This is a genomic window from Candidatus Poriferisodalis sp. (assembly GCF_965205175.1).
GTDB lineage: Bacteria > Actinomycetota > Acidimicrobiia > Acidimicrobiales > Poriferisodalaceae > Poriferisodalis.
Genome location: NZ_OZ242038.1, coordinates 2,199,217 through 2,226,181, shown reverse-complemented (window position 1 = coordinate 2,226,181; position 26,965 = coordinate 2,199,217). Strand labels below are relative to the sequence as shown.

20 protein-coding genes are annotated in these 26,965 nt (G+C 68.1%); 11 read left to right on the top strand and 9 right to left on the bottom strand.

Going from position 1 to position 26,965, the window contains the following annotated elements; all coding sequences use genetic code 11:
* Positions 1–85 precede the first annotated feature (85 nt).
* Positions 86–1,678, bottom strand: coding sequence for a phosphotransferase family protein (locus ACOGI4_RS09670; RefSeq protein ID WP_419841464.1), 1,593 nt, complete (start codon positions 1,676–1,678; stop codon positions 86–88).
* A gap of 159 nt (positions 1,679–1,837) precedes the next feature.
* Here ACOGI4_RS09670 and ACOGI4_RS09665 point away from each other — a divergent pair, with 159 nt between their 5' ends.
* Positions 1,838–3,139, top strand: coding sequence for a dihydroorotase (locus tag ACOGI4_RS09665; protein WP_419841463.1), 1,302 nt, complete (start codon positions 1,838–1,840; stop codon positions 3,137–3,139).
* A 20-nt stretch (positions 3,140–3,159) separates the two neighbouring features.
* On the opposite strand, the gene ACOGI4_RS09660 is transcribed toward ACOGI4_RS09665, so the two are convergent.
* Entirely contained in the window at positions 3,160–4,383 is a 1,224-nt protein-coding gene (locus tag ACOGI4_RS09660) for a CaiB/BaiF CoA transferase family protein (RefSeq protein ID WP_419841462.1), read from the bottom strand.
* A 148-nt stretch (positions 4,384–4,531) separates the two neighbouring features.
* Between ACOGI4_RS09660 and ACOGI4_RS09655 the strand changes: the two genes are divergently transcribed.
* Positions 4,532–4,855: a hypothetical protein gene (locus tag ACOGI4_RS09655; protein WP_419841461.1), complete on the top strand. Its 324-nt coding sequence runs from the start codon at positions 4,532–4,534 to the stop codon at positions 4,853–4,855.
* Positions 4,856–4,990: 135 nt separating this feature from the next.
* A complete protein-coding gene (locus ACOGI4_RS09650) occupies positions 4,991–6,205 on the top strand; it encodes an NAD(P)-dependent oxidoreductase (protein ID WP_419841460.1) in 1,215 nt (404 codons plus the stop codon).
* Here ACOGI4_RS09650 and ACOGI4_RS09645 read toward each other — a convergent pair.
* Together ACOGI4_RS09645 and ACOGI4_RS09640 are read right to left on the bottom strand one after the other, a co-directional pair.
* Positions 6,192–7,061, bottom strand: coding sequence for a methylenetetrahydrofolate reductase (locus tag ACOGI4_RS09645; protein WP_419841459.1), 870 nt, complete (start codon positions 7,059–7,061; stop codon positions 6,192–6,194). The two genes, ACOGI4_RS09650 and ACOGI4_RS09645, sit on opposite strands and share 14 nt — an antisense overlap.
* A gap of 12 nt (positions 7,062–7,073) precedes the next feature.
* Positions 7,074–8,783, bottom strand: a complete 1,710-nt coding sequence (locus ACOGI4_RS09640) for a formate--tetrahydrofolate ligase (protein ID WP_419841458.1) — start codon at positions 8,781–8,783, stop codon at positions 7,074–7,076.
* Positions 8,784–8,964: 181 nt separating this feature from the next.
* Between ACOGI4_RS09640 and ACOGI4_RS09635 the strand changes: the two genes are divergently transcribed.
* From ACOGI4_RS09635 to ACOGI4_RS09600, 8 genes are all read left to right on the top strand, one after another.
* Positions 8,965–11,487 (top strand): FAD-dependent oxidoreductase, encoded by a 2,523-nt coding sequence (locus tag ACOGI4_RS09635; RefSeq protein ID WP_419841457.1) that lies wholly within the window; start codon positions 8,965–8,967, stop codon positions 11,485–11,487.
* A gap of 27 nt (positions 11,488–11,514) precedes the next feature.
* Entirely contained in the window at positions 11,515–12,279 is a 765-nt protein-coding gene (locus ACOGI4_RS09630; protein ID WP_419841456.1) for an electron transfer flavoprotein subunit beta/FixA family protein, read from the top strand.
* Complete coding sequence (locus ACOGI4_RS09625) at positions 12,276–13,319, top strand: electron transfer flavoprotein subunit alpha/FixB family protein (protein WP_419841455.1); 1,044 nt, start codon at positions 12,276–12,278, stop codon at positions 13,317–13,319. The genes ACOGI4_RS09630 and ACOGI4_RS09625 overlap by 4 nt, the downstream gene beginning before the upstream one ends.
* A 180-nt stretch (positions 13,320–13,499) precedes the next feature.
* Positions 13,500–15,464, top strand: a complete 1,965-nt coding sequence (locus tag ACOGI4_RS09620) for a molybdopterin oxidoreductase family protein (protein WP_419841454.1) — start codon at positions 13,500–13,502, stop codon at positions 15,462–15,464.
* Positions 15,457–17,250 (top strand): NADH-ubiquinone oxidoreductase-F iron-sulfur binding region domain-containing protein, encoded by a 1,794-nt coding sequence (locus ACOGI4_RS09615; protein WP_419841453.1) that lies wholly within the window; start codon positions 15,457–15,459, stop codon positions 17,248–17,250. Before ACOGI4_RS09620 ends, ACOGI4_RS09615 begins: the two co-directional genes overlap by 8 nt.
* On the top strand, positions 17,247–18,254 hold the full coding sequence (locus ACOGI4_RS09610; protein ID WP_419841452.1) for a 2Fe-2S iron-sulfur cluster-binding protein: 1,008 nt from the start codon (positions 17,247–17,249) through the stop codon (positions 18,252–18,254). Before ACOGI4_RS09615 ends, ACOGI4_RS09610 begins: the two co-directional genes overlap by 4 nt.
* A 6-nt stretch (positions 18,255–18,260) precedes the next feature.
* The gene (locus ACOGI4_RS09605; protein WP_419841451.1) at positions 18,261–19,694 is read left to right on the top strand and encodes an MFS transporter; all 1,434 of its coding nucleotides are present in this window, start codon (positions 18,261–18,263) and stop codon (positions 19,692–19,694) included.
* Positions 19,695–19,771: 77 nt separating this feature from the next.
* On the top strand, positions 19,772–20,596 hold the full coding sequence (locus ACOGI4_RS09600) for an EamA family transporter (protein WP_419841450.1): 825 nt from the start codon (positions 19,772–19,774) through the stop codon (positions 20,594–20,596).
* A 256-nt stretch (positions 20,597–20,852) separates the two neighbouring features.
* Here the strand turns inward: ACOGI4_RS09600 and ACOGI4_RS09595 are convergent, their stop codons facing one another.
* From ACOGI4_RS09595 to ACOGI4_RS09575, 5 genes are read right to left on the bottom strand one after another with little or no spacing between them, the layout of a single operon-like run.
* On the bottom strand, positions 20,853–22,385 hold the full coding sequence (locus ACOGI4_RS09595; RefSeq protein ID WP_419841449.1) for a trimethylamine methyltransferase family protein: 1,533 nt from the start codon (positions 22,383–22,385) through the stop codon (positions 20,853–20,855).
* A gap of 10 nt (positions 22,386–22,395) precedes the next feature.
* On the bottom strand, positions 22,396–24,534 hold the full coding sequence (locus ACOGI4_RS09590) for an ASKHA domain-containing protein (protein ID WP_419841448.1): 2,139 nt from the start codon (positions 24,532–24,534) through the stop codon (positions 22,396–22,398).
* A 10-nt stretch (positions 24,535–24,544) separates the two neighbouring features.
* On the bottom strand, positions 24,545–25,483 hold the full coding sequence (locus ACOGI4_RS09585) for a dihydropteroate synthase (protein ID WP_419841447.1): 939 nt from the start codon (positions 25,481–25,483) through the stop codon (positions 24,545–24,547).
* On the bottom strand, positions 25,480–26,175 hold the full coding sequence (locus ACOGI4_RS09580; RefSeq protein WP_419841446.1) for a DUF1638 domain-containing protein: 696 nt from the start codon (positions 26,173–26,175) through the stop codon (positions 25,480–25,482). Before ACOGI4_RS09580 ends, ACOGI4_RS09585 begins: the two co-directional genes overlap by 4 nt.
* A 31-nt stretch (positions 26,176–26,206) precedes the next feature.
* Entirely contained in the window at positions 26,207–26,941 is a 735-nt protein-coding gene (locus ACOGI4_RS09575) for a corrinoid protein (protein WP_419841445.1), read from the bottom strand.
* Between the last annotated feature and the right edge of the window lie 24 nt (positions 26,942–26,965).

Here is a 26,965-nt window from a genome sequence, read left to right as displayed (position 1 = left end):
AGCACGGAGGCCCCTGCCCTCGCTCCGCCCGGACAAGACCCAACCCAGCCAGCAGCCGCCCTCGTGCTGCTCGACCACTCAGGCTTCATGGACCCTCCGGTTTCGTGGGCAATCCGGCGACGTAGCGGAAGGCGGAGTACTTCGGCTGGTCGATGGCCACTTGATGAACGACAGACGTGCGCAGGTACTCCGCAAGGCCCGGCGCATCGAGCGGCATCGATCCGTCTCGCAGGCGACGTACGAGTTCCCAACGCCCGGCGGTGACACGCTCTGCGATTGCCGCGTCCGAGACAGCGCGCTGCTCGCGCAGTCGCAGCGGGTGGTCGAGCAGCTCGGTGAGCCTGGCGAGTTCGTAGCGGCGCAGTTCAGGGCCGATGATGCGTTCTCGCAAGGCGATGTCCACGGAGTTCCCGGCGACGAGTGCCAAGAAGTTGGTGCGGCCCTCGGTAGCGCGGCGGGCCTCGCCGTGTAAGAAGTCGCGCACGCTCTCAAGGAGTTCGTCCACGCGGGGCATGTCCCCTGCCGCCGCATGCGCTTGGGCGCTGGTGTGGCTGCCGCCGAGCGGCGAGGTCTCGCTTCGTGGCCGGCCTGAGTCGCCGTCGAGCAGGCCGAGTTGGGCGACTGTCGGCAGGAAATTGACAGGTCCCGGAATGATCAGGTTCACGCAGTCGAGCTGGCATTCCGAGCTGCGGCGGCCGATTGCCGGCCGTTCCACGGTGGCATCAGAACCGGTCCGATAGCGGTCTGCCATGCCGAGGCATCCGATGGCCCACCAGAACGATCCGAAGACTTCCCAGTATTGCACTCGGCCCGGGTCCACCGGGCAGCCGGCTACGTCCTCGTAGCCGGCGAACAGGTCGTCGTAGTTGCCGAAACCGCCGACCGGCAGATGCCGCTGGCCGAAGCGCCACGAGTTGGTGCAGATCCATCCCAAGTCTCGCATCGGGTCGCCGATGTGGGCAGTTTCCCAATCGAGCACGGCCACGAGGCCCTCGACGGGATCGACCATGATGTTGCCGTTGCGGAAGTCGTTGTGTACCAGCGTGAGTTCCACCGGTCCGCGGCCTTGCAGCTCGTTGGTCAGCCAACGTGCCGCGTAGTCGATCATCGGCTGTGGCGTGGGCATGAGCTGGTAGCGATCCCACGTCTGCGCCAGATAGTCGCCTGGTTCGAAGCGGTGCAGCACGTCGGCCAGGCCGGTTGCGGCGACATCGACACCGTGGATTCGCGCCATCTGTTGGCCGCACTGGAAGGCGAGTGTGCTGCGTGCATGGTTCAGCGCCGGGGAGCGGGCGATACGTGATCCGAGCGTCTCGCCGTCCAGCCATTCCATCAAGAAGCCCGCGCCGACGCCGTCTTCGGGCTGCAGCACGTAGAGGACTGCGGGTTCGGGAACCCCGGCAGACCGTGCCACGCTCATGCACAGGGCTTCAGCGGAGACGCCGGTGACGTTGGCCTCGTCGCGGTCCTGGCCGTCGGGCCCGCGACGCAGGCAGACGTCGAACGTCGCTTCAGGTTCGGAACCGCTGATACAGCGCAGCCGGTAGGTCTCCATGCTGGCCCCGCCGCTGAGCCGTTCGGCCGATGTCACCGCCGCGCAATCGGCCACTTCGCGGCGCACGACGACATCAAGCGCCGCGAAGAAGTCCGGCTGCGCAGGCGGAGGGCCTGAGGTCATCGGCGATGCCCGGTTGCCACAAGTGGAGCTGCTGCAGGCATCGTGCCCAACCGTATCGGGCGGCCAGTGTCGGCTTCGGTGAGCGGAGCTTCGGTGACGGGGTGCTGGCTGATCTCACCGACGCGCTCATCGGCTGAGCCGAGTCCTTAGCGTGAGACCATGGTCGCGGAGCTGGTGATCCTCGGTGGTCGGCTGGCTGAGTCCGCCGCAAGCGGCGACCCCGTCGACGTTCTCATTGAGTCAGGGCGCATCGCTGCGGTGCTGCCCGCTGGGGAGGCCCCGATGGCTCGGCGTACGCTGGATGCTGCCGACGCGTGGATCATGCCCGGTTTCGTCGACATCCAGGTCCACTTCCGCACGCCCGGCGCCACCGACAGCGAGGACATCGCGTCCGGCGCCGCGGGCGCGGCAATGGGCGGCGTCACCGCTTGCGTGATGATGCCCAACACGAGTCCGCCGATCGACTCGCCGGACATGGTCGCCGAGGTGCTGGCGCTGGCCGCGGAGGCTCCGTGCGATGTGAGGACCTCCGCAGCGATCACTGCAGGTCGCGCCGGTCGGCAGCTCACCGACATGGCGGCGCTGTACGCCGCCGGCGTGCGAGTGTTCACCGACGACGGCGACTGCGTGGCCGATGACGCGCTCATGGAGGCTGCATTGGCGCTGACGACCCGATTGCCGGGCGCGGTCATCAGCCAGCACGCCGAGGATCCCGCGATGGTGGCCGGCGGTGCCGTCAATGCCGGAGCGGTCGCGCGGCGGCTGGGTCTGCGGGGGCGGCCGGCGGAGGCGGAAGTCTCGATGGTGCGACGGGATCTCGCGCTGGCGCGGCGAACGGGAGGTCGGTACCACGTCCTGCATCTGTCTACTGCGGCGGCTGCGGAGTCGATCCAGCTCGCCAAACGCGACGGCGTGGCAGCGACCGCCGAAGTGACGCCCCAGCATTTGGTGCTCAGCGAAGACGACGTCGAGCGGCTCGGGACCTCAGGCAAGATGAATCCGCCGCTGCGGCGCACGTCGGATGTCGCGGCGCTGCGACGGGCGCTCATCGACGGGACGCTGGACGCGGTGGCGACGGACCATGCGCCGCATCATCCGTCGCTGAAGGACAGGTCGCTCGCGGAGGCGCCACCGGGAATGATCGGCGTGGAGACGATGGCAGCGGTGGTGTGGTCACAGCTGGTCGCGACGGGTGCCATGACGCCGGCACGCTTCGTCGAAGTCGTCTCGACCGCACCGGCTCGCATCGCCGGGCTCGCCGCGCACGGCAGGCCGGTCGTGGCAGGCAGTCCGGCGAACATCGCGGTGTTCGACCCGACTGTTCGGTGGACGGTAGACGCAACGGCATTGCAGTCACGCAGCACCAACTCGCCCTGGCATGGCGAAACGCTGACCGGCCGACCGCGTCACACCGTGCTGGCCGGCCGCCCGGTGATGGTCGATCACGAGCTGTGCGCCTGAGCGGCGCCCGGCTGCGTCGGCTACCAAGCGCCTTGCTCGCGCCAGCGCTCCAGGTGCTCCCAGGAGGCGCCGGCCTCGAGCAGCACTTCCTCGGTGTGCTGACCGAGTTCGGCCACCTCGACACCGGCACGCGTCGGCGTGTCGGACATGGTGATCGGGCAACCGACCCAGGTCTGCTCGCCCCACTCGTCGTGCTCGGCTCTGACCAGATAGCCGTTGGCGTAGGGCTGATCGTTCGCCACCACGTCGGAATGGCTGCGCACCGCGCAGAAGCGCTGCTGCTCGGCTTCGAGGCGTTCGGTCCATTCCTGGGTGCTGCGCGTCAGGAAGATCTCGGCGAAGAACGTTCGCATCTCCAGCGCCACCTCGCGTGGCAGGAAGTAGGCGTTCCAGTGTGGATGGTCTTGCAGGTCCGGTCGCTCGACCACGCGGCACATGCCCGCCCACAGGTGCTCGGGACAGCCCGCCAGAGCGATGCAGCCGTCCGAGGTCGGGAAGATGCCGTACAGCGCATGCACCAGCGGGTGGCCGTTGTTGGAGCGCCCTGCCTCCTCGCCGGTCAGCAGCAGGTGGGTGTACTCCACAGCCTGCAGCCAGATCTGGCCGCCCAGCAGGCTCACATCGACGCGCTGCCCCCGTCCGGTGCGTTCGCGTGCGTACAGCGCCGCCAGGATCCCGGTCTGGAGATTCTGCGAACCGCAGTGGTCGGCGACCAGAGCGCCGTAGGTGGACAGCGGCCCGCCGTCAGAGCCACTCGAAGCAATGACACCGCCGGAGGCTTGGCCGGCTATGTCGGCGCCCTCGCGGTCTGCCTCGGGTCCGCAGGGACCCAAGAAGCTGCCGGCCGCCCAGATGATACGCGGGTTCACCTCGGCGAGGTCCTCGTAGCCGAGGCCCCATTCGTCGAGCGTTCCGGGCTTGAAGTTCGACAGCACCACGTCTGCTGTGTTCACGAGTTCCAGAAACGCTTCGCGACCTGCCTCGACGCGCAGATCCAGTGCGACCGAGCGCTTGCCGCGGTTGCACGCGATGTAGACCGAAGCGTGGCCGTAGTCCTCCAGCACATCGACATGGCGCCCGACGTCTCCGACATCGGGCAGCTCGATCTTGATGACCTCGGCGCCGAGACCATGCAACATGGCTGCGGCTTGGGGTCCTTGAACCAGTGTGGACAGGTCCAGAACTCGAACTCCTGCAAGTGCGCCGGCCATGGCTTCCCCTTCGATCTTGGCGGAGTCGATCATGGTGGTGTCACCACGAGACCGCACCGCGAGACAACGCGGCCAAGATGGTAGTTCGCGCACCGGAATGGCCGATTCGCCTGAGTCTGGGCCAATGTCTGGGCCTGGGCCTAGGCCAGGGCCTGGGACTCGGCTGCAAGAATGGACCTCCGTGACCGAGACAGCAGCAACCGCTTCGGAACACGATGCCGCGTCGGCGCGCACGCTTCGGTTCTCCCTGCTGATCTCTGGGGTGCGCTGCACCTTGGCGTACGTGCTGCTGCCGTTCGTGGCACCGCTGGTCGGTTTCGCACCCGGGGTCGGACCTGTTGTCGGCTTGCCAATCGCGCTGGTCGCGCTGTGGGCGAACGCCGCCAGCATCAGGCGGCACTGGCGTTCCGATCACCGGTGGAAGTGGCCGGTCAGCCTGCTCAACGCCGGGATCATCGTGCTGTTGGTGATCTTGGTGGTCTTGGACGTGAGACAACTGCTGTAGGCCGCCCGCGCCGCAGCGCTGCTGCACCGTTGTCGCGGCGCACTGCAGCGCTGGCACACTGGAAGACCATGCAGGAAGATCATGCCGGCACATGATCTCTGTGTCGGTGTGCGTCCGGACCTGTCGGTGAGCTAGATGCGCATTCTGTTTGCGGACAGGATCGACACGGCGCGAATCGGCCGGCTGGAAGCTGCCGGCCACGAGTGCGTCGTCAAACCCGAGCTGACGGCGGAGGAACTCGCCGGGCACATCGACGACGCCGAAGTCCTAGTCGTGCGCGGCACCGAGGTACAGCGTGCCGTCTTCGAGGCTTCCGACGGGCTCTCCATGGTGCTGCGTGCCGGTGCGGGCACCGACTCGATCGACTGCGACGGGGCCAGCGAGTTCGGCATCTACGTCTGCAACGTGCCTGGCCGCAATGCCGCAGCCGTTGCCGAGCTGACCATAGGACTGCTGCTCGCCGTCGACCGTCAGATTCCCGCGGCCACATCGGACTTGCATGAGGGTCGCTGGGACAAGGCGCGATACGCCGGTGCCTCAGGACTGAAGGGCCGTCGCATGGCGATCGTGGGCATGGGTGCGATCGGCATCGAGGTCGCCCGCCGGGCAGCGGCATTCGGCATCGAGCTGTCGGCGCTGCACCGCTCCGGTCGCTCACGTTCGCTGCGTGCGGAGATGAAGCGACTCGACGTGCAGGTGCATGCTGACTGGGACAGCCTGCTGGGCGACGCCGACATCGTGTCGGTACACCTGCCCGCAACCTCGGAGACCATCGGCTTGGTGGACGCGGAGTTCTTGGCGAGGCTGCCCGACGGCGCGATCTTGCTCAACACCTCCCGCGGCGAGATCGTGGACGAAGCGGCGCTGCTGCGCGCACTCGACGAGCGGGGCATGCGTGCGGGGCTTGACGTGTTCTGCGGGGAACCGTCCGGCGCCGACCGCCACTGGCACTCGCCGCTGGCGTCGCACCCCCGTGTCACGGGCACCCACCACATCGGGGCTTCCACCGCGCAGGCCTCCGAGGACATCGCCGAAGGAGTCGTGGAGGTGCTCGAGGCGTTTGCGGCCGGCGACGTGGTCAACTGCGTCAATCGAGCCGAACGGCCGTTGGGCCGATGCACGATCGTCGTGCGTCACCGCGATCAGGTGGGCGTGCTGGCAGGGATACTCATGGCTCTTCGGGCAAGCGGCATCAACGTCTTGCAGATGCGCAACGAGATCCTGGCCGGCCCAACCCATCACGCCGCTGTCGCCACCATCAGCGTGTCGCGTCAGCCGTCACCCGAGGTGCAACGGGAACTCGCAGCGATGGAGGCGGTCCACGGCCTCCGGCTGATCAACGCTTGCTGATGCTGGCTCGGGGCGCGCCAGAGCGACGGCCCGCCACAGCGGCATTGCGCCAGGCCACGGTGTCGGCGACGGCGTTGAACGTGAAGACGTGCAAGCCGGTGATGTCGAGTTGTTCCGCGTGCGGGGCGATTCGGTGGACCAGGTTCGTGGGGTCGTAGCCGCCGGGTCGCAGCAAGCGCCGCACGGCACCTGCGTTCTTGCGGAGATAGCGCAGCGACGCGCCGATGCCCAAGCGGGCGCCGATGCGCGCCAGACGTGCAGCATCGACGACACCGGGTATGCCGAGGTGCAGCGGGAGCGCGAACCCGCTGTCTCGCTCGGATTTCAGCCAGTTCAAGATTGCCTTCGAGTCGAAGCACATCTGGGTGGCGGCGTGGCCTTCGATGCCCAGTTCGGCCAGCAAGACCTGCTTGACGTGCAGCGCTTCGTGCAGCACTGCGTCGGTGATGAGCGCGTGCCCTTCGGGATAGGAGGTGACGCCGATGCTGGTGAGCGAGTGCGCTGTCTCGCGCAGCGCTTCGAGCAGCCCGACGGCGCCGTCGAAGGGCCCGGCCGGGGAGGTCACGTCTCCTCCGACGAGGAAGATCTCGTGGCACCCCATCGAGTCGACGTGGCCGAGCAGCTCTTCGAGGTGGCTGCGGCTGGCGACCATGCGAGCCGCAATGTGCGGCACCGGTCGGTGGCCCAGAGCGCACAGCTCCGATGTCACCTCAAGGGTGTCTTCGAGTGTCTTGGACGCCGAAGCCGTCACCGACACCGACGAGGCCGGTGGCAAGAACGGCAGCTGCTCAGCCAGGTTCCGCAGCGGAATCAGCTCCCATCGAGCCCGGGTCAGCAAGTTCGTGTGCGGGTGCATGCAGATCGCGGTTCAGCTCAGGCCGACGATGGCGCCGTCGTCGGCAAGGTCGATGCGGCGCGCTGCGGGCATTCGCCCCAGTCCGGGCATGGTGCGCATGTCGCCGCACACCGGATACACGAAGCCCGCGCCGACTGACGCACGGACCTCGCGCACCGGCAGTGTCCATCCCGTGGGAGCGCCGGCGAGCGATGCGTCCGAGGAGATGGACAGGTGCGTCTTGGCGATGCACACTGGCAGCCGTCCGAAGCCGTTGCGCTCGTAGCTGTCGATCTCCCGATCCGCTCGCGCCGTGTAGCTCACGTCTGCTGCGCCGTACACCTTGGTCGCGACCGTGCGAATCTTGTCTTTCAGCGACAGGTCGTCCGGGTACAGCATCGAGAACTGGGCCGGTGCCTCGGCCGCTTCAGCGACCGCTTCGGCCAGTTCGACAGCGCCCGCGCCGCCGTCGGCGAAGTGTGTGCAGCGAGCCGAGCGAGCGTGGTACTCCGATGCGATCTCGGCTATCGCAGCGAGGTCGGCCTCGTGGTCGTCCGGGAACTGATTGATGGCCACCACGGGCGAGACGCCGTGCATGCGAACGTTCTCGAGCTGCTTGCGCAGGTTGTCGCCGCCTGCGTGAACCTCGTCGGGATTTGGTTCGAGCAGCGCCGCGGGCAGGGGGCGTCCGGCCACGATCCGGTGCTTGCCGGAATGAGCCTTCAGACCCCGCACCGTTGCCACGATCACCGCGGCGTCCGGCGAGAGCCCCGAGTACCGACACTTGATGTTGAAGAACCGCTCGGCGCCCATGTCGGCGCCGAATCCGGCTTCGGTCAGCAGGAACTCAGAGGTTCCGATGCCGAGGTGGTCGGCGACGACGGAGGAGTTGCCGGTCGCGATATTGCCGAAGGGCCCCGTGTGTACGAGTGCCGGCGAGCCTTCCAGGGTCTGCATCAGGTTCGGCTTGACGGCTTCGCGCAGCAGCACGGCCATGGCGCCGGCCGCGCCGATGTCCTCTGCGGTCACCGGCTCTCCGGCATCGGTGTAGCCCAGCACCGTGTGACCGAGCCGCGTCCGCAGGTCCGACATGGAGGCACACAGCGCCAGCGTCGCCATCACCTCAGAGGCTGCGGTGATGTCGAAGCCGGATTCGCGGGGAATGCCGTCGAGGCGACCGCCCAGGCCGATCGTGATGTTGCGCAGGGCACGATCGTTCACGTCGAGCACGCGGCGCCACGTGATGTTGTGGATGTCGAACCCGGCCTCGTTGCCGTGATACAGATGCGCGTCCAGCATGGCTGCGCAGAGATTGTGCGCCGCCGTCACGGCATGCATGTCGCCCGTCAGATGCAGGTTGAACAGGTCCATCGGTACGACTTGGCTGTAGCCGCCGCCCGCGGCGCCGCCCTTGATCCCGAAGGTGGGTCCCATCGAGGGCTGCCGAATGGCGATGGTGGCGGTGCGCCCGATGTGCCTGAATGCCTGCCCGAGACCGACGGTGGTGGTGGTCTTGCCTTCGCCGAGCGGTGTCGGCGTGATGGCAGTCACCACGACGTAGCGGCCACGGGGCCGATCGGCCATCGCCTCGGCAGCTTCGAGCCGAACCTTGGCGACGCCCGTTCCGTACAGCTCGAGGTGCTCTGGCGGAATCCCCGCGTCGGCTGCGACATCGGTGAGCGGCCTGATGTTCGCCGCTGCGGCGATGTCCAGATCGCTCGGGACTCGGCGTCGGGTGGTCATTGCACGCACTCCCTTCTGCGCCGGGGCAGGCACCGGCAGGTCGGCCGCTGCGCTGGCACACAGTCTCGGCTTGTACGCAGTCTCGCGTCGTCGGTGCGCGGCGCGGCGTCTCGGCGGGCCGTAGGTTGGCAGCGGCGCTGATGCGGATGCACGCTGTGGTTCGCGAGCGGAGGAGTCACCCATGAGCAGTGTCCCCGAGAGCGCCGACTGCGTCGTCATCGGTGCAGGCATCGTCGGCAACTGCCTGGTCGGGCATCTCAGCGATCTCGGCTGGAGCGACATCGTGCTGCTCGACAAAGGCCCGCTGCCGAATCCCGGCGGATCCACGGGCCACGCGTCCAACTTCATCTTCCCGGTCGATCACTCGAAGGAAATCGTGGATCTGACGCTCGACAGTCAGCGTCAGTACGAGGCGTTGGGGTTGCAGAACACCTGCGGCGGCATCGAGGTGGCGCGCACCCCTGAACGGCTGGAGGAGTTCCGTCGTCGCATGACGTCGGCAACCTGCTGGGGCATCGAGGCGAGACTGCTCACGGTTGCCGAAGTGGTCGAGCTGGTGCCTTTCATCGACCCCGACGTCATCTTGGGCGGCTTCTTCACTCCCAGCGTCTCCGCGGTGGACTCGCTGGAGACCGGCACCCGGATGCGCCGCAAGGCCGAGCAAGCCGGTCACCTGCGGACCTTCGCCAACACCGAGGTGCTGGACATCGAGACCGAGGCCGGCCCCCGTCGTCGGCGTGTCTCGGCAGTGGTGACCGATCGGGGTCGCATCGCATGCCGCACTGTGGCGATCGCCTGCGGGGTGTGGAGCCCCAAGATCGCCGAGATGGCCGGGGCCACCATTCCGCTCACGCCGGCGGTCCACCAGATGGTCGACGTCGGACCGTTCGACGTGCTCGTCGAGACCCATCAAGAGCTGGCGTACCCGATTGTGCGCGACATGGACACCTTCTGCTACGAGCGCCAGTCCTCGGGCTCCATGGAGGTGGGCAGCTACGCCCATCGGCCGATTCTGCACCGGGTGGAGGACATCCCCTCCAACGACGAGGCGGCGCTCAGCCCGACCGAGATGCCGTTCACGCCCGACGACTTCGACGAACAGCTGGAGCAGGCCGTCGAGCTGATGGAGTTCTTGGGCGACGGCGAGATCAGGTACGCCATCAACGGCCTGCTGTCGCTCACTCCCGATGCGGCGCCGGTGCTCGGGCCGACCACCGAAGTGGACCATCTGTGGTCGGCCGCGGCAGTGTGGGTCAAGGAGGGCCCTGGCGTCGGCCGGCTGATGGCCGAATGGATGACCTACGGCTACCCGCGGCTCACCGATCCTCACAGCAGCGACGTGACGCGCTTCTACCCCCAAGACCGCAACGTGATCCACATCGAGGCCAGGGCCGAGGAGCACTTCAACAAGACCTACGGGATCGTGCATCCCCGCGAGCAGTGGGCAACGCGGCGCAACGTGACCTGCGGCCCTGCGAAACCTCGCACCGACGAGCTGGCAGCGGTCTACTTCGAAGCCGGCGGATGGGAACGGCCGCACTGGTACGAGTCGAACGCAGACCTCGTCAAGCACTACGGCATCGAGGGCCGCACCCACGAGTGGGATGCCCGCTGGTGGAGCCCGATCGTCGACGCGGAGCACCTCCACCTGCGCGAGCACTGCGGTCTCGTGGACATCTCGCCGTTCCAGGTCTTCGAGATCTCGGGCCGTGGCGCGCTGGGCTACATGCAGAAGATGGTCGTGAACACGTGCGACGTGCCGGTGGGCCGAGCGGTCTACACGCCGGTGCTGACGCCTGCGGGCGGCATTCGTTCCGACGTGACCGTTGTGCGCCTGGCCGAGGAACGGTTCCGCGTCGTGACCGGGGCCTTCGACGGCGGCCGCGACGAGTACTGGTTGCGCACGCACTTGCCCGACGCCGGCGTGACGTTCGAGAATCGCACCGAAGCGCTGGCCACGTTCGGCGTGTGGGGCCCCAACGCCGTTGCCCTGCTGCAGACGCTGACCGAGAGCGATCTGTCGCAGGCGGCGTTCGGTTACGGCAACGTACGAGACGTGCTGTTGTCGGGCATCCCGGCGCAGATGCTGCGCATCTCCTACGTCGGCGATGCCGGATTCGAGATCTACTGTCCCACGAGCAACGGTCTGGCGCTGTGGGATGCCGTGTGGAGCGCCGGAGCGGACTTCGGCCTGCGGCCTGTGGGCGCCGGCGTGTACGGCACCACGGGACGCCTCGAGAAGGGCTACCGGCTGATGGGCGCCGAACTCGAGAACGACTACGGACCGACCGAGGCGGGACTGGCCAGACCACGGGTGAAAGCGGACGACTTCATCGGCAAGGAGGCATACCTGGCTGCTCGGGAAGCCCCGGCTGCGGCGCAGCTGGTGATGCTGCGCTTTGCGAGCCTGCGCTGCGCCGCCGGCTACGACCGATTCCCCATGGGGGCGGGCAACGAGCCGGTACTCACATCAGCGGGAGAGCGAATCGTGGACTCGCACGGCAGGGTCAGCCGGGTGACCACGGCGGGCAGCGCTCCGTCGCTCGGCGACTACTTGGCCATGTCCTATGTGCCCATTGAGCTGGCCGCCGTCGGCACCGAGCTGTCGGTGATGTACCAGAACGAGCGGTACCCGGTCGAGGTTGCTGCTGCGGGCCGGAACCTGGCGCTGTTCGACCCGGACGACAGCCGCATGAAGGCCTGAGCCGTCTTCGTGCGCATCCTGGTCTGCGTGAAGCGGGTGCCTGCGGTGGGTGCGCGCATCAACGTCGCCGCCGACGGCCGGCAGGTGGACACCGCGCACTTGGGGTTCACCACCAGTCCGCACGAGGAGTGCGCGCTCGAGGAGGCCGTTCAGATCGTCGAGGGACTCGAAGGCGACGGCCACGGTGTGGTGGTGCTCACGCTGGGCCCCGAGGCCGCGACCGAGCAGCTGCGCTATGCCGCCGGCGTCGGCGGAACGGAGTTCGCGCTGGTGGCCGCGAACGGCGGTCTGGACTGGGATCCGCAGCGGACGGCGGCTGCCCTCACCGCAGCCGTGCGAGAACTCGAAGCCGCCGGAGGGCAGTTCGACCTCATCTTGTTCGGCAACGAATCCGCAGACGGGGGCAACTTCCAGGTCGGCATCCGAGTGGCCCACGCGCTCGGGCGACCGATCGTCAACGGCATCAAGGGGATCGAGCGGCACGAGCGCGGCTTCACAGCGCGGCGTGAGACCGACGCCGGCCACGAGGTGTATGAGCTGGAGTCACCGTGCGCGCTCGGCGTCAAGGAGGGCATCAATCTGCCCCGCTATCCGACCATGAAGGGACGGCTCGCCTCGCGCAGGGCGCAGATCCAAGTCCTGGACGGCGCGTCGGATACCGAAGCAGGCGGCCAAGCGCGGGTGCGTCTGCGCCGACCGCCCGAAGCCGCCGGCACCACGGTCGTGCTGGGTGACAGCGCTGCGGCCGCACCCGCGGTGGTGGACTTGCTGGACGAACTGGGAGTGCTGTGAGCGGCGTCGCTGTGCTCGTCGAGCAGCACCGTGGCATCGTGCCTGGCAGTGCCCTCGAAGCCCTCAGGGTGGCCAACACGCTGGCAGCCGACCTCGGCACCCACGTCGAAGCCGTCCTGCTCGGCGACGATGCGCTGTTCGAGGCGCACGGAGACGAGCTGACTGCTGTCTGCACAGCTCACGGCGCGTCGGTCGTACACTGCTGCAGGCACGAGCTGCTCGCCGACTACGGACCCGATGCTTGGGGCATGTCGCTGGCTGCTGTTGCCGAGCATGCTCGACCGAGCGCCATGGTCGCCGCAGGCACCGACCGCGGTGCCGAAGCGATGGCACAGCTCGCTGCGCGTCTCGACGTGCCGCTGGTGGCCAACTGCGTGCGCATCGAGCCCGGCACGCCGTGGACCGTCAGCAGGCTCCAATGGGGCGGCTCGCTGGTCGAGGATGTGACGCTGGAGTCCCCCTTGCCGCTGCTGACCGTCGCTCAGCACGCTGTCGCCGCCGACGCGTCCGACCCGCCCGATGTGCATGCTGCTCAAGCGACAGTCTCCGTCTTGGCGCCCGAGCTGGGGCCCGCTGCGGAGCGAACTCTGGTGCGCAAACGGGTGGACCGCACCGGCGGGATCACATTGTCCACTGCGACGGTGGTGGTGTCGGGCGGCCGCGGCGTGGGCTCCGCTGACGGATTCGCCCGACTCGAAGAGCTCGCCGAACTGCTCGGCGGACGCGTCGGCTGTTCGCGCGCCGTCACGAACAACGGCTGGCGTTCCCATGCTGACCAAGTCGGCCAGACCGGCACCCGGATTGCTCCGGAGATCTACATCGCTTGCGGCATCTCCGGCGCCATTCAGCACTGGGTCGGCGCTATGGGCTCGAAGAACGTCCTCGCCATCAACATCGACCCTGAAGCCAACATGGTCACCAAGGCGGGCTACGCCGTCATTGCGGATCTGCACGAGGTGGTGCCGGCCGTCTGTGACGAGATCCGACGGCGGCGGGACCGACGCGACGAGTCCGGCGAGTCCGGTCCGACGAGCACATGACGCCGTGCTCGTTGTCCAGCTGCTGATCGTCCCAACGTCCATCATGGGTTCACCATTGCGGCGACCACGGCGCTCATAGCATTGCGTGCAGCATGGCGCTCCCGATGGCCTCACCGCGGGCGCGTTCATGAGCGGGGAGTGACGATGCAACGGGGAGACACTGCACGCGACACGGCACGAATGAGCGCACGAGCAGGCGCGGCACGAACCGCAACTGCACCGACGAGACGTCGCGAGCCGCCTGTTGCCCGGCTCGACACACCGCTGGTGCGCGACGGGGGCATCTTGCGGCCGACGACGTGGGACGATGCGCTCGATCGTGCCGCCTCGGGGCTGCGCGCCGCCACTCAACAACACGGCGCCGGCGGCGTCGGCATGTTCTCGTGCTCGAAGAGCACGAACGAGATGAACTACGCCGCCCAGAAGTTCATGCGGACGGTGCTGACGTCCAACAACATCGATTCGTGCAATCGCACCTGACACGCCCCGTCAGTCGTCGGTCTGGCGACGGTATTCGGACTCGGGGGCGGGACGAGTTCCTATGCGGAACTCGCCGAGACCGATGTGATCCTGCTGTGGGGCTCCAATGCTCGAGAGGCACATCCCATCTTGTTCCACCACCTGCTGCGCGGCCTCGACAACGGCGCGGCGCTGTACGCGGTGGACCCGCGCCGTACCTCCTCGGCAGAGTTCGCTGACCTTTGGCTCGGCCTCGACGTGGGCACCGACATAGCCATGGCCAATGCAGTGGCTCGTGAGATCATCGCTCAAGGCATGCACGATCAGTCGTTCATCGAACGGGCGACCACGGGATTCGATGCCTTCGCGTCGTCGGTTGCGCCGTTCACGCTGGAGGAGGGCGAGCGGCTGACCGGAGTCCCGGCTGGCGCCATCGCGGAAATGGCTCACGCCTACGCCACAGCGCCCCGGGCGCAGATCCTGTGGACGTTGGGCATCACCGAGCATCACACTGCTGTGGAGAACGTGCTGGCGCTGTGCAACTTGGCGCTGCTCACCGGACATGTCGGCCGTCGCGGCTGCGGTCTGGTGCCTCTGCGGGGCCAGAACAACGTGCAGGGCGGCGGCGACATGGGAGCGTTGCCTGACCGATTGCCGGGCTTCCAGCCGCTCGCCGATCCGCAGGTGCGAGCGCGTTATGAGCGCGCCTGGGACTGCGCGCTGAATCCCGAGCCAGGCAAGAACCTCACCGAGATGTTCGATGCCATGGATTGCGGCGAGCTGCGGGCGCTGTACGTCATCGGCGAGAATCCGGCCGATTCCGAGGCCAATGTGGCACATGCTCGCAGGCTGCTCGGGGCACTGGACCTGCTGATCGTCCAGGACATCTCGCTGACGCGCACCGCTCGCATGGCCGATGTCGTGCTGCCGGCTGCGCCCGGCTGGGCGTGCAGTGAAGGAACGGTGACCTCGTCCGAACGCCGGGTCCAACGTGTGCGCGCCGCGCTGGCCCCGCAAGGCGACGCCCGCGACGACGTCGGCATCATTGCGGAGCTGGCGCAGCGCATGGGCGCGCAGTGGGGAGCGACTTCGGCGCAGGGACTGTGGGATGAGATGCGCTCGCTGTCGCCGTTGCACGGCGGGCTGAGCTGGGACCGGCTCGAGGCAAGCGGCGGCTTGCAGTGGCCGTGCCCGCACGAGGAGCATCCCGGCACGGAGTTCCTGCACAGCTGGCTCTGGCAGCACGACCTGGACGGCCACGAGGCTGCGCCCTTCTCGGCGGTCACGCACCGCCCGCCTGCTGAGGCGCTGAGCGAGGAGTTCCCGCTGCGGCTGACCACTGGCCGCGTGCTGGACTCCTACAACACCGGCGTGCAGTCCGCCGGCTATGCGTCGCCGATCCGTTCCGGCGATGCCATCGAGATCAGTCCTGCGGATGCGTCGGCACTCGGGATTGCGAACGGCGACGCAGTGCGAGTCAGCTCGCCCCGAGGTTCGGTGGACACGAACGCACGGATCACCGCTCGCCTGCCCGAGGGCCTGGTCTTCACCACGTTCCACTTCCCGGAGCTCGCCGATGCGAATCTGCTCACGAACGACGTCACCGATGTTCGCAGCGGCACAGCGGAGTTCAAGGCGGCCGCTGTGAGAATCGAACTGCTGGGAACCGTCGGCCGCCGTGGCTGATCTGCACTTCTCCGACGCAGCACCGACAGCGGCCGAGCGCCACGCGGTGCTGACTGCGCTCGACCTGGACGATGCGCACTCGGGCGCCGTGGTCGTCGAGCATCCGCGAGCCGTGCGCGGCGGGACGCGTCGCCGCAAGCATCTGCGGCACTTGCTGTTGCCGGCGCTGCATGCGCTCCAGCGAGAATCCGGCTGGATCAGCCCGGGCGGCCTCAACTTCGTCGGTCGCCTGCTCGGGGTGCCGCCGGCGGAGGCCTACGGCGTGGCCACCTTCTACGAGATGTTCCGCACCGAAGCTCCAGCCCCAGCCGCTGACGGCCTCAGTGTTCGCCATGTGTGCGCCGATCCGATCTGCATGCTGGCCGGTGCCGAGCTGCTGGCCGACCAGCTGCGCACGCAGGGCCTCCCGGTACACGAGGCGTCGTGCCTCGGACAGTGTGAGCGGGCGCCTGCGATGTTCATCCACGGCCGACGCGAACCCGACCGCGTGCCCGCCGACGAGCGCGCGGCGGCGTCACCGGTCGTCAGCGTCACGGCGTCGAATGCCGATGCGCCGAGTGTGCTGCGCCAGATGGTCGAACCGCGCCGACCGCACGACGAGAACGCTTCGCTGGAGGAGTACCTGCGGCGCGGTGGGGGAGCAGCGATCGACGCGGCCCTACGGCTGAGCGCCGACGAGATCATTGCGCAGATTGCCGCGGCGGGTCTGTCTGGACGAGGCGGAGCTGCATTCCCCACAGGCGTCAAGTGGCGCGCAGTGGCCGATGCGCCCGGCCCCAAGCATGTCGTCGCCAACATCGACGAGTCCGAGCCGGGGACGTTCAAGGATCGACTGCTGTGCGAGCTGACGCCCTCGGCGATCATCGAGTCGATGGTCGTGGCGGGCTTGGTCGTCGGCGCGCAGCAGGGCTGGATCTACATCCGAGGCGAGTACCCATTGGCCACGCAACGGCTCCAGAACGCCATGGCGCAGGCCCGAGACGCCGGCTGGCTGGGCGACGACGCGGCCGGGTCGGGACAACCCTTTGACATCGAGCTGCGCAGGGGTGCCGGCGCCTACATCTGCGGCGAGGAGACGGCGCTGTTCAACTCGCTGGAGGGCTACCGAGGCGAGCCCCGCAACAAGCCGCCGTACCCGACCACACATGGCCTGTTCGGTCGTCCCACGGTCGTGAACAACCCGGAGACGCTGCTGAATGTCATGGAGGTGCTGCGGATCGGCCCCGACGCCTACCGCAGCGTGGGAACGCAGGACTCGCCGGGGACCAAGCTGTTCTGTGTGTCGGGCCATGTCCGCACGCCCGGGCTCTACGAGGTGCCCTTCGGGACGCCGCTGGGCGAGCTGCTGAGGCTGGCCGGCGGCGTGGGTGACACACTGGCAACGGTGCTGCTGGGGGGAGCTGCAGGCAGCTTCGTCGGCGCCGACGCCGAGGAGCTGCCGCTGTCGCTGGAAGGCGCACGTGCGGCAGGAACGACGCTCGGCTCAGGCGCAGTCATGGTCTTCGATGACACGGCCAACCTGGGTGCGGTGGTGGAGCGGCTGGCCAAGTTCTTCCGCGACGAATCCTGCGGTCAGTGCGTGCCGTGTCGCATCGGCACCGTGCGCCAGCATGAACTGGTGACGCAGATCCGACGTTCGGGCGGGCCGACCGCGCCTCAGCGCAGACTGCTCGACGACATCGCGGCCGCCATGGGCGACGCGTCCATCTGCGGACTGGGCCACACGGCGGCCTCTGCGGTGAGCTCTGCGCTGCGGCTGGACCTGCTGAGCGAGCAGGCGTCATGAATGCGGCCCTTGCGCACGTGGCCCCGGCTGCATCGGGCAAAGCCACCGATGAAGCCGCGAACCCGGTGACGCTGAGCATCGACGGATGCGACGTGACGGTGGAACGAGGCGCCTCGGTCTTGGCTGCCTGCACGGCAGCCGGCGTGGACACGCCCACGATCTGCTGGGCGCCCAACCTCACTGCGGCCAACGCGTGCCGTCTCTGCGTGGTGGAGCTCGAAGGCTCGCGCACGCTGGTGCCGGCCTGCTCTCGTCCCGCAGAAGCGGACATGCGCATCTGCACCGACTCCGAACGTGTCCGACACAGCCGGCGCATGGTGCTGGAGTTCCTCGGCTCTGCGAACGATCTCTCGCAGGCACCCGAGATCGCCGCTTGGTCGCAGCACTACGGAGCTGACCCGTCACGGTACCCAAGCGCCCTGGCCAATCAGAGCTGCGCGGACGCGGCAACGACGGCGCCGGCGCCCGAAGACGCAACGGACAACGGGCACGAACTCGGGCCCCGACGTGTCGAAGAGCCGGTGCGCGTGCAAGACGATCTGTACATCCGGGCCTACGACCGGTGCGTGCTGTGCTACAAGTGCGTGGAAGCCTGCGGCGACGATGCCCAGCACACCTTCGCGATTGCGGTGGCAGGACGCGGCTTCGACGCACGCATTCGCACCGAGTACGACACCGAGCTTCCCCAGAGCGCCTGCGTGTACTGCGGCAACTGTGTCGCGGTGTGCCCGACCGGTGCGCTGCAGTTCCGCACCGAGTTCGACTTGCGCGCCGCGGGGGAGTGGCGTCCCGACGAACAGACGGTCACCACCACCGTGTGCTCCTACTGCGGCGTCGGCTGCAACCTCGAACTGCATGTCCAAGACGAACGCATCGTGAAGGTCACCTCGCCGGCGGACCATTCGGTGACCAGCGGTCATCTGTGCATCAAAGGCCGGTTCGGCTGGCAATACGTGCATGCGCCGGCACTCGATCTGTCTGCGGCCCCGTCGACGGATCGCTAGCTGTCGATGTCTGCGCAGGCCCCGCCGCCATCGCAGTCGCCCACTCCGAGCTACGACGAAACACCACCCGACCCGGTCAGCTCAGGCCCGGCCAGAAGCGCTACGGTTCGTGTCACTCGCCGCACTCGTGCGCTCGAACGCGCCCGTTCACTGGCCGCTCGCGAGCTTCGCAGAGCCGGACGCGCGGCGACCCCTGAACCGCACGCCGGCGGACCGGCACTTGCTTCGCCCGCCGCCCGCAGCACGGCCCTGTTCGTCGGCATAGCACTGCTGATGGCGGGCAACGGCCTGCAGAACACCTTGCTCGGGGTGCGTGCGGAATCCGAAGGCTTCGGCTCGACGGTTGCGGGCCTGGTGATGGCCATGAACTTCGTCGGGTTCTTGGTCGGAGCTGCCGCGGCGCCCAGCTTGCTGCGGCAGGTCGGCCATGTACGAGTCTTCGCCGCTCTGGCCTCGGCCGGCAGCAGCGTGGTGCTCGTGCAGGCAGTGTGGGTCAACCCGTTGGTGTGGGGTGCGGGCCGGTTCCTGTGGGGGATCTGTTTCGCTGCACTGCTCGTGGTGGCCGAGACGTGGCTGAACGAACTGGCGACGAACGAGAACCGCGGCCGGATGCTGGCGCGGTACATGGTCATCACGATGGGCGCCATTGCCACGGGGCAGTTCATGGTGGCAGCCGCCGATGCCAACGGATTCGCCCTCTTCGCACTGACCTCCGTGCTGGTATCGCTTGCCCTGGTGCCGATGTCGCTGTCGGCGTCGGCCAACCCGCCGGTGATCGTCCCGGAGCGAGTCGGCCTGCGAACGCTCATGCAGACTGCGCCGACCGGCGTGGTCGTGGCGTTCCTGGTCGGGGCCGCGCTCGGATCGATCTCCGCCATCGGCACCGTGTACGCCGCCGCGCGCGGACTGTCGCCGGTGGGCGTAGCAACCTTCGTGGCGGCGCCGATGATCGGCAGCCTGTTCGGCCAGCTCCCGCTCGGACGCCTCTCGGATCGCGTGCCCCGGCGCATCGTCATCGTGCTGGCGGCCTCCATTGCGGGCACTGCGTGCTTGGTCATGCCGGCACTGGCGGAGAGCAGCGTGGCCGGGGTCGCGGTCATGGCCGTGATGGGGGCGTTCGCGTATCCGATCTACTCGCTGGCCGTGGCTCAGACCAACGACTGGCTGCGGGACGGCCAGCGGGCAGGCGCCAGCGCCGTGCTGGTGCGAATGAACGGGGTGGGCGCGACCATCGGTCCGATCTGCGCTGCGCTGGCGATGTCGATCACGCTCGACGCGTTCTACTTCGTCATGGCCGGGGCGCACATTGCGATTGCGCTGTTCGTGGTTGCCCGCATGCTGCTCGTGGCGGGCCCGAGAGTTGCCCAGCAAGGGCGTTTTCTGCCGATTCCCGCCCGCGCCTCCGCTGCGGTGGCCGCGTTGTTGAGGCGCCGCCGATGAGGCTGCCGGCGACGAGAAGCCGGCGATCGGCTGTCCAGCTCAAGGCTTGATGTTGAGCGCCTGATGCTGAGGGCTTGATGGGAGCACTGTTCGGTCTGCTCGCGGCGGCGAGCATCGGCACCAGCGATCTGTTCGGCCGACGCGTGGTGATGCGGTGTCACGTGCTGTCGGCGATGATCGCCTTTCAGGCCAGCGCGGCGCTGGTTGCCTTGTTCGTCGCGCTCGTCGTGCCCGGCTCGTTCACGGGCGACGACTTTGCGCGCGGCCTCGTGTCCGGCGTAGGTCTGGGAGCGGGCCTGGCGTGCTACTACACCTCGCTTGAGCGGGCCGGCTCGGCAGTAGCGGCGCCCGTTGTCGCCACACTGTCGGCAGTCATCCCGTTCGTCTACAGCGCGCTGCGTGGCCACGACCCTTCGCACCTAGCGGTCGTCGGTGCAGCCGTTGCGTTCGCAGGGCTCGGACTGGTGACGGCGGGTGGCACGCGAGGCACCCGGCTGCGGACGGGCACTGCGTGGGCGGCGCTGTCGGGTGTCGCCTACGGCGTCGGCCTCAGCGTGCTGGTGGACCTCTCCGAGCACTCGGGCGCATGGCCGGGATTCGGGCAACGGGTCACGTCTGTTGCAGCCATGGCCGCGCTGGTCGCCGCTCGCAGGCTTCCGGCTCTGCCGCCGGCAGACGTCATGGGGTTTGCGCTGCTGACCGGTGTGGCCAGCGCCGGGGCAACCGCCTTCTACATCGTCGGCATCTGGTTCAACGCTCCGGCGACCGTCGTCGGCGCATCGATGTTCCCGGTGTTGAGCGTCCTCGTCGGCCGAGCGGCCTATGACGATCCCAGCAGCCTCCGCCAGTACGTGGGCATCGCAACGGCTGTCGCAGGAGTCACAGCGGTCGTCGCCCTCTGAGCTTGGGTTGCCCTGCATCGTCGCCTACGCCAAGTCGTGGAGGTTGCCGTGTTCATCGTCCTCTGAGTTGCCGATGAGGCCGCCGTTTCGGACAGCTCATATGGCTATTTTGGGCCCGTGCTTGCTGGACCAGATGGAGGGTGCTTCGAGCTTCTCGAGACCACAGCCGCTTTGCCGTTCGTTCCGGCGTGCCGTGAGTGCGCCCCTCGCAGTCGTCTGAGCCCGGACGCGATGCGGGCTCAGAACAGCGTTTGCGCTAGACGACGGCGTCGGGCTCTGCGGCCTTGCGGCGTTCGATGAACTCGCGCAGTTCCTGGTCGACAGCGTCGTCGATGGGAGGCGGCTCGTAGCGAGCCAGCATCTGCTTCATCAAGCGGTTGGCACGTTGGGCTGCATCCAGCGAGCCTTCCTCGGACCACTGCTCGAAGCTGTTGTTGTCCGCGATGGACGACTGGTAGAACGCGGTCTCGAAATTCGCCAACGTGTGCGGATGGCCCAGAAAATGCTCACCGTGGGGATTCGAGCCGAACGCTTCGACCGCCTGGCCGTTGGGCGTCATGTCGACGCCCTTCGCATACACCTCCATCATCCCCAACTGGTCGGCGTCCATGACCAGCTTCTCGTAGCCGAGCGTCAGCCCGCCCTCCAGCCAGCCCGCTGCGTGCAGCACGAAGTTCACCCCTGCGGCCATGGTGGGCAGCAGTGTCGATGCCGACTCGTAGGCCGCTTGCGCATCGGCGGCCTTGGAGGAGGTGAGCTGTCCTCCGGAACGAAACGGCACACCCACCCGTCTCGCCAGCTCGGCCATGACGTAGATCGCCAGTCCCGCTTCCGGTGTGCCGAACGTCGGCGCGCCGGTGGCCATCGACATCGACGACGCGAACGTTCCGAACACCACCGGCGCGCCCGGGCGCACCAGCTGGCAGTAGGCCATGCCGGCCAGCGCCTCGGCCAGCGCCTGGGCCGCCAGGCCAGCCACGGTGACCGGCGACATGGCACCCGCCAGGATGAACGGCGAGATCACGCAGGCTTGGTTGTGCCGCGCGTAGACCTCCGCGGCGCCGAGCATGGTGGCGTCCCAGCGCAGCGGCGACGATGCGTTGATCAGGCTGGTCAGCACCGTGCGGTCGCCCAAGTCGCCGCCGAACGCGATGCGGCACAGCTCGACGGAGTCGGCAGCCCGCTGAGCCGCCGTCACCGAGCCCATCAGCGGCTTGTCGCTGTAGCGAAGGTGCGCGTACACCATGTCCAGATGCCGCTTGTTCACCGGCACATCCGTCGGCTCGCACACGGTGCCGCCGCTGTGGTGGAGGTGCGGGAGCATCCACACCAGCTTGACCACCCGCTCGAAGTCGGCCAGCGTGGCGTAGCGGCGGCCGTTGTCGAGGTCGGTCACGAACGGCGAGCCGTAGCTGGGCGCGAACACCGTGGCGTCGCCGCCGATCGGCACGGACCGTGCGGGGTTGCGAGCGTGCTGGACGTACGCCGCTGGTGCACCGGCCTGCACGATCTCGCGGCACATGCCACGCGGGAACCGCACCAGCTCGCCGTCGACGTCGGCGCCGGCGGCGCGCCAGAGCTCGAGGGCGCGGGGAAAGTCCTGGAAGGCAACACCCACGTCGCACAGAATCGTCTCGGCATTCTGCTCGATCTGCGCCAAGCCCTCCTCGTCGAGCACGTGTACCGGCGGCAGCGTGCGCGCCAGATGCGTGCGCAGCACCGCATCGGCCACCGCTCGCTGAGCCTGACGTGCCGATCGACCGCCGCCTCGTCGCGCTGGTCTGCTCATGCTGGCCTGGTCATTGTGGCGCAGTGCGGGTTCTGCGCAGCCGGTGGCGCCTGGTGTCCTCGCGTGCAGGCAGGCTCACGGCGGTCGCGAGCAGGGGAGAGGGCGCCGTGGCGTGGGGAAGTGCCATTGCTGCCACGAAGAACTCCTGAAATCGCGGCTCGACCGCCGTTTCGATCTTGCGAATGCTGCGAACCGTCCGTTCCATCTCCAGCCGCTGACGTCCCGACAGCAGCGCCCGGACAGCACCGGTGCCCGCGGCGTTGCCGATGGACCGTACATCAGATGGCTCATGGTCGCCGATCATGCCGAGCACCATGGCCCGCACCGGATCGATATGGGTGCCGAACGCTCCGGCGAGCTGAACACGGTCGGGTGCATCGATGCCGGCGTGCTCGCACAGCAGATCGACGCCTGCGCGCAGTGCTGCCTTTGCCAACTGGACTGCCCGGACGTCGTTCTGGGTGACCGTGACGGTCGGTCCGCGCGAGCCTGGCGGCGGTTCGTAGAGCACGTATGACGAGGTCCGCCCGTCGGAGACGATGCGCGAGGCGTGTTCGCCGTCGCTGGGCGGGGCTGCGATGACACCGTCGGACGACAGGATGCCGGCGAGGTACATCTCTGCGATGACCTCAATGATCCCGGAGCCGCAGATGCCCGTGACCCCTGCGGCTGCGCTACGAGCGCCGGCAGCGACTTGGCGTTCTACTGCTTCGGCGAAGCCAGGCTCGTCGGACCACAGGTCGCAGCCGATGACACGCACCCGCGGCGTCCATGTCGTCGGATCGATGCGAACGCGCTCGATCGCGCCCGGCGTCGCTCGCTGGCCGCAGCTGATCTGGGCGCCTTCGAACGCGGGCCCGGTCGGGCTGGATGCGGCCCACAGGCCCTTCGAGCTGCCCAGCACGATCTCGGCATTCGTCCCCACGTCCACCAACGCAGTGATGTGGTCGGCGCGGTGCGGGCCTCCGGCCAGTACTGCCGCGGCAGTGTCCGCGCCCACGTGACCGCCGATTGCGGGACCGACGTACACGCGAGCTGCGGGGCACGGCATGCCCAGCGCGGGCCCGCCGAGTTCGACGGGCGCGTCGGTCGCCAACGTGAACGGGGCCTGACCCAGCGGCGTCGGGTCGATGCCGAGAACCAAGTGCATCATGATCGGATTGCCGACCAGCACCACCTCCAGGATCGAGGACGGTGCCGTGTCGGTCTCGGAGCAGAGCTCGACCGTCAAGGCAGCAATCGAGTCGCGGACTGCAGCAGTGAGCTCTCGGTCGCCGCCGGGATGCATCATCACATAGGAGACCCGGCTCATCAGGTCCTCGCCCAGACGGATCTGGGGGTTCATCCGGCCGGCCGAGGCCAGCACCTCGCCGCTGTGCAGATCGACAAGGTGGCCGGCGAGTGTGGTGGATCCGACGTCGACGGCCACGCCCAGCGCGGTCGTCACCACGCCGGGCCACAGCGCGGCCACGCTGGCGCTGCGTCGGGCGTCTTGGGCGCGGTGCCACCTCACGGCTGCGGTGACCACCCGGCCGCCGCTGAAGTCGGGCGTGCCGGCTGCCACCGAGGTATGGAGACTGCCGAGCGCGCTGGGCAAGACGCCGTCCAGCGCGATATCCCACTCAGCAGCGACACGGTCGATCACGGTCTCGGCCAAACCCCGCTCGCTGTCGAGCGTGGGCTCGGCAACGGTGATCGCGTGCAGGGTGGACAACGGGTCCAGCGCGATGTCGCCGACATCGACGGTCTTGCGCACGACCGGGCCGTGCAGCTGGCTGGCTGGAGGCACGTCCACGACGACGTCTGCCGTGATGCGGGCGTGGCAGCCCAGTCGAGCCGAGGCACCGAGCCGACGCCGGCCGCTGTAGGCGAGTTCGGTGGCGTCCGGCGCGCTGAGCGAATCGAGGCTGGCCGTGAGCGCCCATTTGGGGAACGAGCCCACGGCGGGCACGACTTGGCAGCGTCCGCAGATGCCGCGTCCGCCGCACACGCTGTCGAGGTCCACGCCGAACTCCCGCGCAGCATCGAGCACGGTGGTGCCCATGCTGACCACGCCGACTCGCCCGCTGGGAGTGAACACCACTTTGCACGACGCGGGGACTTCAGCGGTCGGCTGAGCTGGCGGCGGCAGCGGCTGGCCCGAAGGCATCGAGACTGCGCTAGCCGGCGCGAGCGCGGCGTCCGCCCCGTCGCCGTGTACCGCCGTCGGCGCCGCCGTCGGCATCGTCAGCCCTCGACCTAGGGCGGTCCATGGTGCGGTCGCGGTGCGCGGAGATCCAGGCCGCGCAGTTCTCGTCGTTGCCGGCCAGCACGTTGCCCGCCATGACCGCTGACTTCACCTCGGCATGGAGCGGATTCACGATGGCCGAGGTCAGGCCGGCACCGATGGCCATCGCCAGGAACGTCCCGGTGATGGCATTTCGATGCGGCAGGCCGAAGCTGACGTTGGATGCTCCGCAGGAGGTGTTCACGCCGAGCTCATCACGAAGCCGACGTACCAGACGGAACACCTGTCGCCCGGCTGTCGCCATAGCGCCAATGGGCATCACCAGCGGATCCACCACCACGTCGTGGCGCGCAATGCCGTAGTCGGCCGCTGCGCTCACGATGCGGCGTGCGACCTCGAAGCGGACATCGGGATCCTCACTGATGCCTGTCTCGTCATTGGAGATCGCGACGACGGCGGCCCCGGCGCGCGCCACGAGCGGCAGCACGCGTTCCATGACCTCGGCTTCGCCGGTGACCGAGTTGATCAGCGGCTTGCCGACGTACGCATCGACTCCGGCCTCGAGCGCTTCGATGACCGAGGAGTCGATGCTGAGCGGGACATCGGTGATCGACTGCACGAGCTTGACTGCCGCAGCGAGCAGCGCCGGTTCGTCGGCAAGCGGAACGCCGGCATTCACGTCGAGCATGTGGGCGCCGGCGGCGACCTGGGCCAGCGCGTCGGCTTCGACCCGGCTGAGATTGCCCGCCCGCATCTCCTCGGCGAGCATCTTGCGGCCTGTGGGGTTGATGCGCTCGCCGATCATGACGAATGGGCGATCGAAGCCGATGACCACGTCGCGCGTCGCGGAGCTGATGACGGTGTCAGTCACGCGTTCACCCCAGCCAGCTGCACCGGGACGCTGTTGCTTGCACAGGTGGCTGTACGAGCAGTCGTGGAAGCGGCGGCGTGCTCCAGCGTGGTCTGGAGATCCCCGCAGCCGGTCTCGACAATCTCGAGCGGGAGGCCGAGACGATCCGCCCCGGCGCGCGCAGAGGTCTCGATGCGAGCGCGCTGCGTGCCGTCGGAGGTCTGGGTCAACAGCACGACACGGCGATAGTTCCCGAAGTACAGCTCCGCCAGCTCGGGGTGGTCGGCAATGCCGAGACCCTTCCACACCAAGAGATCGAAATGCCGCGCCAGGTAGTCGGTCAGGTAGAACGTCGCAGGTTCGGCTTCGGACAAGTCGGCGAAGCGGCGAGCCGTTGCGAAGAACTCATAGCAGTGCGCTCCGGGCAGGCGAGTCACTCGGGGGCCGCCCTCGGCGACGTCCTCGGCAAGCTCAGCGACGAGCTCGTCGAGGGCGCCGGCTGTGCCGCAATCGGCGTAGCCGATCAGGATCCGCGCATAGGCACGCCCGTCGATTCGCAGCTGCGCGATGCGTTCGCTGACGGCATCTGCAATGAGCGAGGGCCGATTGTGGAGCTTGGCCGGCAAACACTCCACGTCGACGTGGTCGAGTCGTCCGGCGCGGACGACGGCCTGCAATTCGTTGACGAGCGCACCGCACGCAAGCACCAGCATGCCCTGCGGCGCCGGCCCCGAGGGGCTCGTCTCACGTTGCGGCGCCACGTCGTGCCCGAATGAGATCGGTCGCGGTCTCGGCTGCGACCGCCGCGTCGCGACAGTAGGCGTCTGCGCCGATGGCTTCGCCGAACTCTTGGTTCAGCGGAGCTCCGCCCACGATGACGAGGTAGTCGTCGCGCAGTCCTTTCTCGATGAGCGTGTCGATGACGACCTTCATGTACGGCATCGTCGTGGTCAGCAGCGCCGACATGCCCAGAATGTCCGGCCGATGTTCGTCGAGCGCTGCGAGGAAAGTGTCCACGTCGGTATTGATCCCGAGGTTCACCACCTCAAAGCCCGCACCTTCGAGCATCATGCTCACCAGATTCTTGCCGATGTCGTGGATGTCGCCCTTCACCGTGCCGATGACGATCTTGCCGATCGGCTCGGCACCCGTCTCTGCCAGCAACGGACGCAGGATCTCCATGCCGGCTTTCATGGCATTGGCGGCGAGCAAGACCTCCGGGACGAACAGGATTCCATCGCGAAAGTCGATGCCGACAATGCGCATGGCTTCGACCAGCGCCTCGTTGAGCACTTTGTCGGCAGGCCAGCCTCGTCCGAGCAGCAGCTCGGTGCCCTCGACGATCTCAGGTCCGAGACCGTCGTAGAGATCGTCGTGCATCTGCGCAATGAGATCGTCGTCGCCGAGCGCGGCAAGGTCGATCTCTTCATCAGCCCCGGCATCCGCCTCGGCTGCGCCAACGATCGCCACATCGGCCATGGGCTTGCCCCCTTGCCATGGTGA

What these genes read in the sequence shown, in the direction of transcription:
- ACOGI4_RS09670 (WP_419841464.1), bottom strand. Translation starts at nt 1,678, where the DNA reads ATGACCTCAGGCCCTCCGCCTGCGCAGCCGGACTTCTTCGCGGCGCTT.
- ACOGI4_RS09665 (WP_419841463.1), top strand. Translation starts at nt 1,838, where the DNA reads ATGGTCGCGGAGCTGGTGATCCTCGGTGGTCGGCTGGCTGAGTCCGCC.
- ACOGI4_RS09660 (WP_419841462.1), bottom strand. Translation starts at nt 4,383, where the DNA reads ATGATCGACTCCGCCAAGATCGAAGGGGAAGCCATGGCCGGCGCACTT.
- ACOGI4_RS09650 (WP_419841460.1), top strand. Translation starts at nt 4,991, where the DNA reads ATGCGCATTCTGTTTGCGGACAGGATCGACACGGCGCGAATCGGCCGG.
- ACOGI4_RS09645 (WP_419841459.1), bottom strand. Translation starts at nt 7,061, where the DNA reads ATGCACCCGCACACGAACTTGCTGACCCGGGCTCGATGGGAGCTGATT.
- ACOGI4_RS09640 (WP_419841458.1), bottom strand. Translation starts at nt 8,783, where the DNA reads ATGACCACCCGACGCCGAGTCCCGAGCGATCTGGACATCGCCGCAGCG.
- ACOGI4_RS09635 (WP_419841457.1), top strand. Translation starts at nt 8,965, where the DNA reads ATGAGCAGTGTCCCCGAGAGCGCCGACTGCGTCGTCATCGGTGCAGGC.
- ACOGI4_RS09610 (WP_419841452.1), top strand. Translation starts at nt 17,247, where the DNA reads ATGAATGCGGCCCTTGCGCACGTGGCCCCGGCTGCATCGGGCAAAGCC.
- ACOGI4_RS09605 (WP_419841451.1), top strand. Translation starts at nt 18,261, where the DNA reads ATGTCTGCGCAGGCCCCGCCGCCATCGCAGTCGCCCACTCCGAGCTAC.
- ACOGI4_RS09600 (WP_419841450.1), top strand. Translation starts at nt 19,772, where the DNA reads ATGGGAGCACTGTTCGGTCTGCTCGCGGCGGCGAGCATCGGCACCAGC.
- ACOGI4_RS09595 (WP_419841449.1), bottom strand. Translation starts at nt 22,385, where the DNA reads ATGAGCAGACCAGCGCGACGAGGCGGCGGTCGATCGGCACGTCAGGCT.
- ACOGI4_RS09590 (WP_419841448.1), bottom strand. Translation starts at nt 24,534, where the DNA reads ATGCCTTCGGGCCAGCCGCTGCCGCCGCCAGCTCAGCCGACCGCTGAA.
- ACOGI4_RS09580 (WP_419841446.1), bottom strand. Translation starts at nt 26,175, where the DNA reads ATGCTGGTGCTTGCGTGCGGTGCGCTCGTCAACGAATTGCAGGCCGTC.
- ACOGI4_RS09575 (WP_419841445.1), bottom strand. Translation starts at nt 26,941, where the DNA reads ATGGCCGATGTGGCGATCGTTGGCGCAGCCGAGGCGGATGCCGGGGCT.